Raw genomic sequence first — 13,196 nt, forward strand, 5'->3', positions numbered from 1 at the left:
CCCGCTCCCACATTAGATCTGCGTACCGCTCAAATCCCGCACAAACAAAAGGCCCGCTCATCAGCGGGCCTTTTTGTTGGTCTGTATTCAGGTCAGAACCTGAACACTTCCATATCGGTGCGAATCGGCACGGCCATCGGCATCTTCGGCTTCTCCGGTGCCGCAGCCTTGGGCTGCGCCGGGGCTTGTTTGCGTGGCGCTTCTGCCACCGCTGGCTGATTGGCCAATGGCTTGAGGGCCACCGACAGCTGGTCAGCCAAACGTTGCAACAACACACCCTGGGCCTGGACCTGGGACGCGGTGCTGCCGCTGTGCTCTTCCTGCAAGTGCACGATGCGGTTATCCCGCACCTGGCCACGACGGTCGATCAGGCGCCATTGCGCGTCGAGGATAGCGGGCTGTGAAACGCCCGAGTCCAGTCGCGTAATGGTCAGCAGCACCTGTACGTCCGGGGCAAAACCCAACGGCGCCGGCGCCAATACCACACGCTGGCTGTCCAGGTGACCAGCCACCTGGCGCAACATCAACTGATTGATGTCGGACGAAAGGCTACCGGCCCAGCGGCCATCGGTGGAACCTTGCAGGCTGCCGTCGTTCTGACGTTGCAGCAGGGTTTCACGTTGCAGGTAGTCGGCCACCACAACAGGGCCAAGCAATACAGCCATGCCGGCACTTTGTGCAGGCTGAGCCGGACTTCCACTGTCCAGCTGATACAGCGACACCGGTTGGTGTGTGCTGCAACCCGCCAGGCCCAAAAGGCCAGCGAGCAACAAAAATAAAGGAAGGCGCGGAGCAGTCATCATCCCATCCAGGTGGCTGCCACAAGGCGAACCACAATGTAATACTCAAAAATAACCTGTACGCGCTCAGCCACGCCGGCGCTGGAAAGGCCATATCATCCGTGAATATGCGCCATGACTCCAGCGCGAAAGCGTCGATCTACGGGTTAAATCGTAGATCGGGCGCTCTATATCGCCTTAAACGGGCGTTTCCACCAGTAAAGCGTCCACTCGCTGGAAGCCGCGCGGCAGTTTATTGCCACGACGACCCCGCTCACCCTTGTAGTGCTCGAGGTCGTCAGGGCGCAGTGACAACGTGCGCTTGCCGGCCTGCAACACCAGGGTCGAGCCTTCCGGGATCACGGCGATGTCGGTCACGTACTCTTCGCGACTGGCCACCCGCTCCCCGGGAATACCAATGATCTTGTTGCCCTTGCCTTTGCCCAACTGCGGCAAATCGCTGATCTTGAACACCAGCAGGCGCCCTTCGGTGGTCACCGACGCCAGCCAGTTGCCTTCACGGTCTTCCACCGGACGCGGCAGGATCACCTTGGCGTTGTTCGGCAGGCTCAACAACGCTTTGCCCGCCTTGTTCTTGGCCTGCAGGTCTTCACCCTTGACCACGAACCCATAGCCCGCATCGGAAGCGATGACGTACAACGAGTCATCGTCCGGCAGCAGCACGCACTCAAAATTCGCACCCGGCGGCGGTGTCAGGCGTCCGGTCAATGGCTCGCCCTGACCCCGCGCCGATGGCAAGGTGTGCGCCGGCACCGAGTAACTGCGACCGGTGGAGTCGATAAACACCGCAAACTGGTTGGAACGCCCCGCCGCCGCGGTTTTGAAACCGTCGCCAGCCTTGTAAGACAGGCCGGTGGCGTCAATATCATGCCCTTTGGCTGAGCGAACCCAACCCTTTTCCGACAGAACGACGGTAATTTTCTCGTTGGGCAGCAACTCGGTTTCGGTCAGGGCCTTGGCTTCGGCGCGCTCGACAATCGGCGAGCGGCGGTCGTCGCCATAGGTTTCGGCGTCCTTGATCAGCTCGGTGCGCACCAGCTTCTTCAGCTTGGCCTCGCTGCCCAGCAGGGCCTGGAGCTTGGCTTGTTCCTTGAGCAGCGCGTCCTGTTCGTCCCGCAGCTTCATCTCTTCCAGTCGCGCCAACTGACGCAGACGGGTGTCGAGGATATAGTCGGCCTGGATTTCGCTGAGTTCGAAGCGCGCGATCAGCTCGGCCTTCGGGTGCTCGGCGGTACGGATGATATGGATCACTTCATCCAGGTTGAGGTAAGCGATCAGCAAGCCGTCCAACAGGTGCAGGCGGCGTTCGACCTTGTCCAGGCGGAATTGCAGGCGGCGACGCACGGTCTGCACCCGGAATTCCAGCCATTCCACCAGCAAAGCCCGCAGGTTCTTCAACTGCGGCTTGCCGTCCAGGCCAATGATGTTGATGTTGACCCGATAGCTGGACTCCAGCTCGGTGCTGGCGAACAGATGCTGCATCAGCACTTCATGGTCGACCCGGCTGTTGGTCGGGATGATCACGATGCGGCACGGGTTTTCGTGGTCGGACTCGTCACGCAGGTCGGCGACTTGCGGCAGCTTCGACGGCTTGGCCTGCATCAGCGCGGCAATCTGCTCCAGCACCTTGGCGCCGGACACCTGGTGCGGCAGCGCCGTGACGATGATGTCGCCGTCTTCGATGTGGTACACGGCGCGCATGCGCACCGAGCCTTTACCGGTCTGGTAGATTTTCAGCAGGTCGGCGCGAGGCGTGATGATTTCTGCTTCGGTCGGGTAATCCGGGCCCTGGATATGCTCGCAGAGCTGTTCGACCGTAGCCTTCGGCTCATCCAACAGGCGCACGCAGGCGCTGGCCACTTCCCGCAGGTTGTGGGGCGGTACGTCAGTGGCCATGCCCACGGCGATACCCGTGGTGCCATTGAGCAGGATATTCGGCAAACGTGCCGGCAACACCAGCGGCTCGTCGAGGGTGCCGTCAAAGTTCGGGCCCCAGTTGGCCGTGCCCTGGCCCAGTTCGCTGAGCAGCACTTCCGAATACCGCGACAGACGCGCTTCGGTGTAACGCATGGCGGCGAAGGACTTCGGATCATCCGGCGCACCCCAGTTACCCTGGCCGTCCACCAGCGTGTAGCGGTAGCTGAACGGCTGGGCCATCAGCACCATGGCTTCGTAGCACGCCGAGTCGCCGTGAGGGTGGAATTTACCGAGCACGTCACCGACGGTACGCGCCGACTTCTTGTGCTTGGAGTCAGCGTCCAGGCCCAACTCACTCATCGCATAGATAATGCGCCGCTGTACGGGCTTCAGGCCGTCGCCGATATGCGGCAAGGCACGGTCCATGATCACGTACATGGAGTAGTTGAGGTAGGCATTTTCGGTGAAGTCAGCCAGCGACCGGCGTTCAACGCCATCTAAGCTGTCTGCAAGGATGTCACTCATGCGGGCCTCATCATTGTTTGGTCTGGCGCAGCAGCAAAGTGCCGCTGCGCTGGGTAAATTCAAGTTGTTTCAATGCACTCATGCCCAGCAATACCTGTTCATCGCCCAAACCCGGTACCACGATGGCGCGCACGTCCCGAAGGACGATATCGCCCAGTTGCAGACGGCCCAACTCGGTCCGAAAGCCCTGGGTTCGCCCGTTGGCCGTACTCACGCCAACCGGCATGCCGCGTTCAAGCCCGAGACGGTCGGCCAATTCAGCCGGAACCGCCACGTCGGTGGCCCCGGTGTCGAGCATGAACTGCACCGGCTTGCCGTTGATCTGGCCAGTGGCGACAAAATGCCCTTGGCCGTTGCCCAGCAGTTTTACTTCGATATAACCCTCGTGCTGCTCCGAGGTCACCACGGCATTGGGGTTTTCCTGTCGCGCTTCCCACTGCCCAAAAAATCGTGTCGCCAAAAACAGGCCGGCGCCCCACGCGACGAACATCAACACACGCCCGGCGCGCTTGCCGGGTGGTTGCGCACTCATGGCTTGGCGCTCCAGCCACCCGCAGGGGCGGCGAAACGATAGACCACCGGCCGCTTTTCGCCATCGGCGCGGGCACCGAAGTTGTTGTCGATGCCGATCCAGGCACCGTCAGCGTCCACCACCAAGGCTTCGGCCAATCCATAGGCCTGGGCATAACGCCGATTCGGCGTCAGCGCTTCATCGGCAAACGACCAGCACAACTCCACCTGGGCCGTGACCGCATCCCGGCGACACACCTGAAACGCATTGCGCTCCAGGGTAAACAGCTTGCCATTGAACAGCGCCAGGTCGGCAAAGTCCTTGGACACCGCCTTGGCGCCCGGAAACTGCGCCGGCTGCATCTCCTGGCCGGCCTCGCTCAGCAATACACAAGGGCCGTCACAATCCCAGAGGGTTTGCGGGCGCTTGATGGAGATCAACCCGCGCCGCTCACGCTCTGCTGCGAGCCAGATTTGATTGCCTTCCGGGTTCACCACGATGCCTTCAAACAGCGCGTTGAAGTGCAGCAACATGCCACTGGCCCGAGCTTCGCGAACCATGCCCGGGGCGATCTTCAGCCACTCCGTTTCACCGTGTTCTGAGGAGAAAGGCACCCTGAGAACCGCCGCGTGGGCTTCGCTGACAATGTAACGGTTACCCGCCGCATCGCAGCTGATGCCTTCAAAATCCAGATCACCACCACGAATCAACGCAGCTGCCCTGGTGCGTGAGCGCAGGCCAAAGGGCAAACCCGACGCCGGCACCGGCGGCACATCAATCCCGTATGTCTCTGCTTTCCAGACGTCACCGGCGGTATCGAGCCGGTAGATCTGGTCGTCATCGCGATCGGAGACTGTCCACAATTCGCTACCGCATAAGGCCAGGCCCGACAGGTTACCGCCGCGCATGCCTTCCACCGGGTGTTCCGACAACAGCTTCAGCTCAGCCACGGGCGCTGCGACCGCCGAGGTGGTCGCCAACCCGCTCAACAACAGAATCGCCAGGGCGAAACTGCTGCGCATCAGCCCAGAACCTCGGCCAGGTTGCCCTTGGACTCCAGCCAGTTCTTGCGATCCGGCGCGCGTTTCTTCGCCAGCAACATGTCCATCATTTCCGAGGTGGCGGCGAAATCTTCCAGGGTCAACTGCACCAGGCGCCGAGTGTTCGGGTCCATGGTGGTTTCCCGCAGCTGCGGCGGGTTCATCTCACCCAGGCCCTTGAATCGGGTGACCTGCGGCTTGCCGCGTTTCTTCTCGGCCACCAGGCGGTCGAGAATGCCATCGCGCTCGGCTTCGTCCAGGGCGTAGAAAATCTCTTTGCCCAGGTCGATGCGGTACAGCGGCGGCATGGCGACATAGACGTGACCGGCATCCACCAATGGGCGGAAGTGCTGGACGAACAATGCACAGAGCAAGGTCGCAATGTGCAAGCCGTCGGAGTCGGCGTCGGCGAGGATGCAGATCTTGCCGTAGCGCAGCTGACTCATGTCCGCCGCGCCCGGGTCGACACCGATGGCCACGGCAATGTTGTGCACTTCCTGGCTGGCCAGTACTTCGCTGCCATCGACTTCCCAGGTGTTTAGGATCTTGCCGCGCAGGGGCAGGATCGCCTGGAATTCCTTGTCCCGCGCTTGCTTGGCGGAACCGCCGGCAGAATCACCTTCCACCAGGAACAGCTCGGAGCGCATCGGGTCTTGCCCGGCGCAGTCCGCCAGCTTGCCAGGCAGTGCCGGCCCCTGGGTAATGCGCTTGCGTTCGACTTTCTTGCTGGCCTTCAGGCGACGGCCGGCGTTGTTGATCGCCAACTCCGCCAGGGCCAGGCCCAATTCAGGGTGTTCGTTGAGCCACAGGCTGAAGGCATCCTTTACCACCCCGGAGACGAACGCCGCTGCCTCACGGGACGACAGGCGCTCCTTGGTCTGGCCGGAGAATTGCGGCTCCTGCATTTTCATCGACAGGACGAACGCGATCCGCTCCCAGACGTCTTCCGGCGCCAGCTTCACGCCGCGCGGCAGCAGGCTGCGGTATTCGCAGAATTCGCGCATGGCATCCAGCAAGCCCTGGCGCAAACCGTTGACGTGGGTACCGCCCTGGGCCGTCGGGATCAGGTTGACGTAGCTTTCCTGGACGCTGTCGCCACCTTCCGGCAGCCACAACAAGGCCCAGTCCACGGCTTCTTTATTACCCGCCAGGCTGCCGCAGAACGGCTCGTTCGGCAGGCGCTCGAATTCGCTGACAGAGTCTTCCAGGTAGGAACGCAGGCCGTCTTCGTAATGCCACTCGACCTTTTCGCCGGTGCCTTTGTCTTCAAAGCTGACCAGCAGGCCCGGGCACAGCACAGCCTTGGCCTTGAGCACATGCTTGAGGCGGCTGATGGAGAATTTGGGTGAATCGAAGTATTTCGGGTCCGGCGCGAAGTACACGCTGGTGCCGGTATTGCGCTTGCCGACGGTGCCGATCACTTCCAGGTCGGTGGCCTTGTAGCCATCGGCGAAAGTCATCTGATACTCGTTGCCGTCCCGCTTGACCTTGACCCGTACGTGGTTCGACAAGGCGTTGACCACGGAAATACCCACGCCGTGCAAGCCACCGGAGAACTGGTAGTTCTTGTTGGAGAACTTGCCGCCGGCGTGCAGCTTGGTGAGGATCAGCTCGACGCCCGACACACCCTCTTCCGGGTGAATGTCCACCGGCATGCCACGACCGTCGTCGGACACTTCCAGGGAATGGTCGGCGTGAAGGATGACTTGTACCGACTTGGCGTGCCCGGCCAAGGCTTCGTCGACGCTGTTGTCGATGACTTCCTGGGCAAGGTGGTTCGGCCGACTGGTGTCGGTGTACATGCCGGGGCGTTTGCGCACCGGGTCGAGGCCCGAGAGGACTTCGATGGCGTCGGCGTTATAAGAGCTAGCGCTGGGAGTGGCCATGGGGTCTCGTCGTGAGTCGTTCGATTAAAAAGTAACCTGCGGTTTCACAATGCGGTGAAATCGAAGGATTGGTACTGATCGGAGCCTATGCCGGCAAAACTCAACAGCGCCGGTAACTGTTGGGCGAAGCCCTGGTAACCGTGATCGCCACCGGCCTGGATGCGCAAGGCACAGGCCCGGTAATACTGCTGGGCGAGGCGATAATCCAGTGTTTCATCGCCGGTCTGCAACCACACCTGATAACGCTGGGCGTCCTGGGGCGCCGGCACTTCCAGCTCGGCCAGGGCCGCGACGTGGTCGTGGGTCAGCTCCCAGGTCTCATCGGTGTAGAGGTTCTTCTGGGTGCCCAGGTAACCGTCGAACATCCGATGAGGGCTGACTGCCGGGTTGACCAGCAAGGCGTTGAGGCCATGGCGTTCGGCAAGATGGGTTGCATAGTAGCCGCCGAGTGAGCTGCCTACCAGCAGTGGCCTTCCGAGGTCACGGATAGCCGCCTCCAACTGGGGGATCGCCTGGCGGGGGTGGTGATGCAGGGCCGGCACGCGCAGTTGGTCGGCCAGACCGAGGCTGTCCATCACGGTGATCAACTGGCTGGCCTTGTTGGAGGCTGGTGCGCTGTTGAAACCGTGGATATACAAGATCGATGCGGACATTCCGGGTCCTCTGTGGGTCTGCCAAAGAGGCGCAGTTTACAGGGAAATCTCAGTAGCCGTTGCTACCGTAATCCACCTGAAACGCGAAGCCCTGCACCCGCTCCACACCGGTTTCCAACCGCCCGTCGGCATGCAGGCGCAGCCAGCGATACCCGGGCGCCTGCTCACTCACGCTGAAATCCTCACTCCCGGGAGCGAACTGAATACAGGTAGAAGGCGAAGCCAACAAACGCACCCCATTGCGCTCCCGGTCAATTTCCTGATGCACATGCCCCCAAAGCACCGCCCGCACCTGCGGAAACCGATCCAGCACCGCAAACAACGCCTCAGGATTGCGCAAACCGATGGGCTCCATCCAAGCGCACCCAATCGACACCGGATGATGGTGAAAACACACCAGATGATGCCGAGTCGGCGCCTCACTCAACGATTGCGCCAACAGTTGCAGTTGCTGGTCCTGCAAATACCCCGGCACCGAGCCGGGCACCGCCGAGTCCAGCAGGGTAATCCGCCAGTTACCCACATCCACCACCGGTTCCAGCAACGCACTGTTGATCGCCGCTTGCAGCATCACCTGCGGCTCATCGTGATTCCCCGGGATCCAGCGCGCCGGCGCCTGAATCTGCCGCGTCATGTCACGAAACGCCTGATACGACTCCAGCGTACCGTCCTGGGACAAATCCCCGGTGGCCAGCACCAGATCAATCTGCGGCTGCTGCACCAACACCGTGTCGATCACCCGTTGCAGGCTCTCGCGGGTATTCATGCCCAGCAGGCCGCCGTCCGCCTCGGCAAACAGGTGACTGTCGGACAACTGCACCAGCAACGCCGAAGCGTCAGGGTTCAAGGCGGATACGCTCGGCAAGGCGTTCTCCCAGGGCGTGATCACAGGAATGGACATTTGAGGCGATTATGCTGGGGCAGGACACAAAGAGGAAACCCGTGAAGCGGACGCAGTTCACATCTATCGAACGACTTCGAACTCGTGGCCCAGGGCCAGGCAGTGACTCAACCATTCACCGAGGAACACATTGAGCTGTGCTTTCTCATCGGGTTGGTGCATGAACACGTTGGGGTAAGGATAGATGCTGCGAAAGCGTCGTGCATGTTCGGCGCTGATCACTTCGGCCATGCGTGCGTCGTGGTACACCTGCACTTCCAGCTGCGGCACCGGCAGCCACGGCAGGCTGTGCTCCTGACGCACCCGCAAAGTGGTGGTGTACGGGCAGTTCACGATCACTTCCAGGGTCAGCACGCCGAGCATCTGGTCGCCGTGGGTCACGGCAATGCGCCGCGCCTCGGGGGTGTGGCGCATGTCCGGCAGCAGCCGCATGAGCCGTGCATAGTTGGCCTCGCAGGCTGCTTGCAGCCCGATCAGGTCAACCCGATATCGCTCCCGTGCCTTTACTGCCATAACCCCCTCACTTCCGCGCGATTAAGCGCAAGCCATTGCAGGGCAATAATGCTCGCTGCGTTGGAAATTTTACCGTCACGTACCGCCTGCAGGGCGTCTTCAAAAGCCCAGACGGTGACGCGGATATCTTCGGCTTCCTCTTCCAGTCCATGGACGCCACCGGCCCCGGCGCTTTCGCAACGGCCCAGGAACAAGTGGACAAATTCGGTGCTGCCACCCGGCGACGGAAAGTACTTGGTGATCGGCCAGAGTGCGGAGAATGTAAGGCCAGCTTCCTCCTCGGCTTCGCGGTGTGCAACCTCCTCCGGTTGCTCATCCTTGTCGATCAGGCCGGCGACCATTTCGATCAGCCACGGGTTGTCGGTACGCCCCATGGCGCCGACGCGAAACTGCTCGATCAGCACCACTTCATCGCGCTGCGGGTCATAGGGCAGTACACACACGGCGTCATGACGCACAAAGACTTCGCGATTGAGCTCACGGCTCATGCCGCCATCAAACTTCTCGTGCCGCAGCTTCAGCCGATCCAGTTTGTAGAAGCCCTTGTAGGCATTGTCGCGCTGAACAATCTCGACCTTGCTCGGCGTCGATTTCGCTGTGTCCGTCATATCAACCCTCGTTTATTGCCTTGCGGTATCGAGGCGGCCTCGACATCGCGCCATCCTAACGCGCTCGTGCCCCTTGATGCAGCCCCTTTCCGGTTGCCGGGATAGACGGCGGGCGTCAAACTCACTCTAATCAGCTTAGTGGCGAACTGACTGCCTTGTCGGGAGTCGAAGCTCCACATTTTCACCTTTCCTCGATTTATGAAGGACACACATGTCGCTTTTAAAAATCGCCTCCGTGGCCTGTATCGCCTTGACCCTGGGTGCTTGCCAGAGCCTGTTCCAGCCGAGCTACCTGAAGCCGCTGGACACCACCGCCGACGCCTCCGAGCAGATCAAACCCGGCTGCAGCAGTCCGGATTGCCCGCTGGTAAACATCGACACCGTGCACTTCCCGTCCGAGCCGCAGTTGGACCAGATCATCGAACAGCGCCTGCTGCAGATGGCCCGCACTTCACCTGGCCAGGCCATGCCCGCCACCCTGAACGTCTACCGCGACAAGTTCTTGCGTGAGTCCCCGGACCGCAACAGCATGTACTTGCAGGCCAAGGTACGTGAGCAGCATGACGGACTGGTGATCATCGAAGTGTCCAGCTACCTGGACACCGGCACCGCCCACGGCGAGCCGGGCCGCGGCTTCATCAACTATTCACGCCTGCTGCACAAAGAGCTGAGCCTGACCGACATGCTGTTGCCGGGCCAGGAAGATGCATTCTGGAAGACCGCGAAAGTCGCCCACAACAACTGGCTGATCAACTCGCAGATGGACCGTGACCCGGAGTTCGTGAAGAACTGGCCGTTCCAGAAAACCCCGAATGTGGCGCTGACCAGCAATGGCGTGGTGCTCAAGTACAACGTGACCACCATCGCGCCGTACGCATTGGGGCTGATCGAAATGACCATCCCCTATGCGCGCCTGACCGGCGTGATCAAGCCTGAGCTGGTGCCCGCACGCCACTGAAGGCCCGGCCCAGGATGAAGTGCAACAGCCCTGCCAGCACCAGCGCCGGCAGGGTCGCGCCGACATCCGGGTACAGATTCGCCAACAGGTGATAGGTGCTGATCCCTCCAAGCCACGCCAGCAGTGCCGGCCAGCGCAGGTTGGCGGCAACACCATGGCCACGACGGCGCAGGATGAAGTGATCCACCAGCACCACGCCGAACAGCGGCGCGAACACCGAGCCGATCAGCAGCAGGAAGTTCTGGTACTGCGCCAACGGTGCAAAGCAGGCGATCAGCGTGCAGATAACGCCAATGGCCAATGCCAGGTGCTCGACTTTCAAGCGCAACAGAATCCCGCTGGACACCGCCGCCGAGTGAATATCGGCGAACGCGTTTTCTGATTCATCCAACAGGATCAGCAGCAGCGGAATTCCCAGGCCGGCTCCGGCCAATGCCAGCAGCAACGCATTCACTTCACCGCTCGGCGCAAACGCCAGGGTGTAGGCCACGCCAAGGCTCATCAGCCAGAAGTTGCCGATGAAGAAACCCAGTGCCGTGCCGCCGAACACGTTTTTCGCGCGTTTGCCGAAACGTGAGTAGTCGGCAATCAGTGGCAGCCAGGACAGCGGCATGGCAATCGCGATATCGAAGCCAACGGCAAACGGCATCGAACCGTCACCAGCCTGGGCCCAGAGAGTGGCCAGGTCGGCCTTGGCAAACAGGTTCCAGGTCAGCCACAGGCAGGCGGCCAGCAGCAGCCAGATGCCCCACTTGCGCAGGATCTGCCGCACGAAGGTCAGCGGACCGCTGACGGCAAGCAAGGTCGCGAGGGCGCCGAATACCAGGGTCCAGAACAATGGGCTGGTCAGCAGGCTGCCTTCGCTGAACGCGCGGGCGCCCAACAGGCTGGCGGCGTCGCGCATCACGATGATTTCGAATGAGCCCCAGCCGATCAGCTGCAGCAGGTTCAGCAGCGCCGGCAGGCTTGCGCCCTTGGTGCCGAGGCTGAGTTTCAGGGCGGCCATGGATGACAGGCCGGTATCGCTGCCGATCACGCCGACGGCGGCCAGCAACAGCACGCCGACCAAAGTGCCGAGGAAAATTGCCAGTAAGGAACCGGAGAGGCCCAGGCCCGGCGCCAACAGTGCACCGGTTTGCAGGACCATCAGGCCGATGCCCAGGGAGAACCACAGGGAAAAGAGATCGCGGGCGCCGAAGACGCGTTTGTCCAAGGGGACTGCGATGTCTGGGGAATAGGTGCTGGGTTGAATGCTCAAGGGTGCTATCTCAGAGGGACATGATCGTTCCCACGCTCTGCGTGGGAATGCCGCTTTGGACGCTCTGCGTCCGCTTTTGTGACGCGGAGCGTCACGGGATGCATTCCCACGCGGAGCGTGGGAACGATCATCGGGTTCAGACCTTTTTGTACAGCTGGCTACCTTCCTGCTTGAACCGCTCCGCCTGCTCCGCCAGTCCCTTGGCCACGTCCACATCCACCGCTTCAATGCGCTGGTTGGCCGCGTACTCACGCACTTCCTGGGTGATCTTCATCGAGCAGAATTTCGGCCCGCACATCGAGCAGAAATGCGCGACCTTGGCCGAGTCCTTCGGCAAGGTTTCATCGTGGTAAGAACGCGCCGTGTCCGGGTCCAGGCCCAGGTTGAACTGGTCCTCCCAACGGAATTCAAAGCGCGCCTTGCTCAACGCGTTGTCACGAATCTGCGCCCCCGGATGCCCCTTGGCCAAGTCCGCCGCATGGGCCGCGATCTTGTAGGTGATGATCCCGGTCTTCACATCGTCCTTGTTCGGCAGGCCCAAATGCTCCTTCGGCGTGACGTAGCAGAGCATCGCGCAACCGAACCAGCCGATCATCGCCGCCCCGATGCCCGAGGTGATGTGGTCATAACCCGGGGCGATGTCGGTGGTCAGCGGACCGAGGGTGTAGAACGGCGCTTCGTCGCAGCACTCCAGCTGCTTGTCCATGTTCTCCTTGATCAACTGCATCGGCACGTGGCCCGGGCCTTCGATCATGGTTTGCACGTCGTGCTTCCAGGCAATCTTGGTCAACTCGCCGAGGGTTTCCAGCTCGCCGAATTGCGCGGCGTCGTTGGCGTCGGCAATCGAGCCCGGGCGCAGGCCGTCTCCCAGGGAGAAGCTGACGTCGTAGGCCTTCATGATTTCGCAGATTTCGTCGAAATGGGTGTAGGTGAAGTTCTCTTTGTGGTGCGCCAGGCACCACTTGGCCATGATCGAACCACCACGGGACACGATGCCGGTGACGCGCTTGGCGGTCAGCGGTACATAGCGCAGCAATACGCCGGCGTGGATGGTGAAGTAGTCGACGCCCTGCTCGGCCTGTTCGATCAGGGTGTCGCGGAACAGCTCCCAGGTCAGGTCTTCAGCGGCGCCGCCGACTTTTTCCAGGGCCTGGTAGATTGGCACGGTACCGATCGGCACCGGCGAGTTGCGGATGATCCACTCGCGGGTTTCATGGATGTGCTTGCCGGTGGACAGGTCCATCACCGTGTCCGACCCCCAGCGAATGCCCCACGTCAGTTTCGCCACCTCTTCTTCGATGGACGAACCCAGGGCGCTGTTGCCGATGTTGCCGTTGATCTTCACCAGGAAGTTACGGCCGATGATCATCGGTTCCAGTTCGGTGTGGTTGATGTTGGCCGGGATGATCGCGCGGCCACGGGCGATTTCTTCGCGCACAAATTCCGGGGTGATGATTTTCGGCACGCTGGCGCCGAAGCTGTGGCCGGCGTGCTGCTGGTCCAGCAGGCCGGCGGCGCGGGCCTCTTCCAGCTTCATGTTTTCGCGGATGGCGACGTATTCCATCTCGGCGGTGATGATGCCTTTGCGGGCGTAGTGCATCTGGGTGACGTTGGCCCCGGCCTTGG

At 61.5% G+C, this 13,196-nt stretch carries 12 protein-coding genes; 1 reads left to right on the forward strand and 11 read right to left on the reverse strand.

The window, feature by feature from the left end; translation table 11 throughout:
• Positions 1-92 precede the first annotated feature (92 nt).
• From HX846_RS04620 to HX846_RS04660, 9 genes are all read right to left on the reverse strand, one after another.
• Positions 93-800, reverse strand: coding sequence for a membrane integrity-associated transporter subunit PqiC (locus HX846_RS04620; RefSeq protein WP_003217538.1), 708 nt, complete (start codon positions 798-800; stop codon positions 93-95).
• A 177-nt stretch (positions 801-977) separates the two neighbouring features.
• Complete coding sequence (parC, locus tag HX846_RS04625; protein ID WP_003217539.1) at positions 978-3,242, reverse strand: DNA topoisomerase IV subunit A; 2,265 nt, start codon at positions 3,240-3,242, stop codon at positions 978-980.
• A 10-nt stretch (positions 3,243-3,252) separates the two neighbouring features.
• Positions 3,253-3,774, reverse strand: a complete 522-nt coding sequence (locus HX846_RS04630; protein WP_008439113.1) for a TIGR02281 family clan AA aspartic protease — start codon at positions 3,772-3,774, stop codon at positions 3,253-3,255.
• Positions 3,771-4,775, reverse strand: a complete 1,005-nt coding sequence (locus HX846_RS04635) for an esterase-like activity of phytase family protein (protein ID WP_178965043.1) — start codon at positions 4,773-4,775, stop codon at positions 3,771-3,773. The genes HX846_RS04630 and HX846_RS04635 overlap by 4 nt, the downstream gene beginning before the upstream one ends.
• Entirely contained in the window at positions 4,775-6,679 is a 1,905-nt protein-coding gene (parE, locus tag HX846_RS04640) for a DNA topoisomerase IV subunit B (protein ID WP_003209518.1), read from the reverse strand. Before parE ends, HX846_RS04635 begins: the two co-directional genes overlap by 1 nt.
• A 44-nt stretch (positions 6,680-6,723) precedes the next feature.
• Positions 6,724-7,332, reverse strand: a complete 609-nt coding sequence (locus tag HX846_RS04645) for a YqiA/YcfP family alpha/beta fold hydrolase (RefSeq protein WP_003209516.1) — start codon at positions 7,330-7,332, stop codon at positions 6,724-6,726.
• Between the two features lie 49 nt (positions 7,333-7,381).
• Positions 7,382-8,197, reverse strand: a complete 816-nt coding sequence (cpdA, locus tag HX846_RS04650) for a 3',5'-cyclic-AMP phosphodiesterase (RefSeq protein WP_087692532.1) — start codon at positions 8,195-8,197, stop codon at positions 7,382-7,384.
• A 99-nt stretch (positions 8,198-8,296) separates the two neighbouring features.
• The gene (locus tag HX846_RS04655) at positions 8,297-8,746 is read right to left on the reverse strand and encodes a DUF1249 domain-containing protein (protein WP_003209507.1); all 450 of its coding nucleotides are present in this window, start codon (positions 8,744-8,746) and stop codon (positions 8,297-8,299) included.
• Positions 8,737-9,354 carry an NUDIX domain-containing protein gene (locus tag HX846_RS04660; RefSeq protein ID WP_003209505.1) on the reverse strand — a complete coding sequence of 206 codons (618 nt, stop codon included), beginning with the start codon at positions 9,352-9,354 and terminating at the stop codon, positions 8,737-8,739. Before HX846_RS04660 ends, HX846_RS04655 begins: the two co-directional genes overlap by 10 nt.
• Positions 9,355-9,565: 211 nt before the next feature.
• Here HX846_RS04660 and HX846_RS04665 point away from each other — a divergent pair, with 211 nt between their 5' ends.
• Entirely contained in the window at positions 9,566-10,312 is a 747-nt protein-coding gene (locus HX846_RS04665; protein WP_178965044.1) for an RsiV family protein, read from the forward strand.
• Here the strand turns inward: HX846_RS04665 and cytX are convergent.
• Positions 10,281-11,570 (reverse strand): putative hydroxymethylpyrimidine transporter CytX, encoded by a 1,290-nt coding sequence (cytX, locus tag HX846_RS04670; RefSeq protein ID WP_177008312.1) that lies wholly within the window; start codon positions 11,568-11,570, stop codon positions 10,281-10,283. The two genes, HX846_RS04665 and cytX, sit on opposite strands and share 32 nt — an antisense overlap.
• Before the next feature lie 136 nt (positions 11,571-11,706).
• On the reverse strand, positions 11,707-13,196 hold a 1,490-nt coding region (gene thiC / locus HX846_RS04675), incomplete at its 5' end, for a phosphomethylpyrimidine synthase ThiC (RefSeq protein WP_178965045.1).

The sequence above is a fragment of the Pseudomonas sp. K5002 genome, assembly GCF_013386655.1.
Classification (GTDB): domain Bacteria; phylum Pseudomonadota; class Gammaproteobacteria; order Pseudomonadales; family Pseudomonadaceae; genus Aquipseudomonas.

Excerpts from the sequence above, each read along its gene's own strand:
- HX846_RS04620 (WP_003217538.1), bottom strand. The coding sequence starts at position 800 with ATGACTGCTCCGCGCCTTCCTTTATTTTTGTTGCTCGCTGGCCTTTTG.
- parE (WP_003209518.1), bottom strand. The coding sequence starts at position 6,679 with ATGGCCACTCCCAGCGCTAGCTCTTATAACGCCGACGCCATCGAAGTC.
- parC (WP_003217539.1), bottom strand. The coding sequence starts at position 3,242 with ATGAGTGACATCCTTGCAGACAGCTTAGATGGCGTTGAACGCCGGTCG.
- HX846_RS04635 (WP_178965043.1), bottom strand. The coding sequence starts at position 4,775 with ATGCGCAGCAGTTTCGCCCTGGCGATTCTGTTGTTGAGCGGGTTGGCG.
- HX846_RS04665 (WP_178965044.1), top strand. The coding sequence starts at position 9,566 with ATGTCGCTTTTAAAAATCGCCTCCGTGGCCTGTATCGCCTTGACCCTG.
- HX846_RS04660 (WP_003209505.1), bottom strand. The coding sequence starts at position 9,354 with ATGACGGACACAGCGAAATCGACGCCGAGCAAGGTCGAGATTGTTCAG.
- HX846_RS04630 (WP_008439113.1), bottom strand. The coding sequence starts at position 3,774 with ATGAGTGCGCAACCACCCGGCAAGCGCGCCGGGCGTGTGTTGATGTTC.
- HX846_RS04645 (WP_003209516.1), bottom strand. The coding sequence starts at position 7,332 with ATGTCCGCATCGATCTTGTATATCCACGGTTTCAACAGCGCACCAGCC.
- HX846_RS04655 (WP_003209507.1), bottom strand. The coding sequence starts at position 8,746 with ATGGCAGTAAAGGCACGGGAGCGATATCGGGTTGACCTGATCGGGCTG.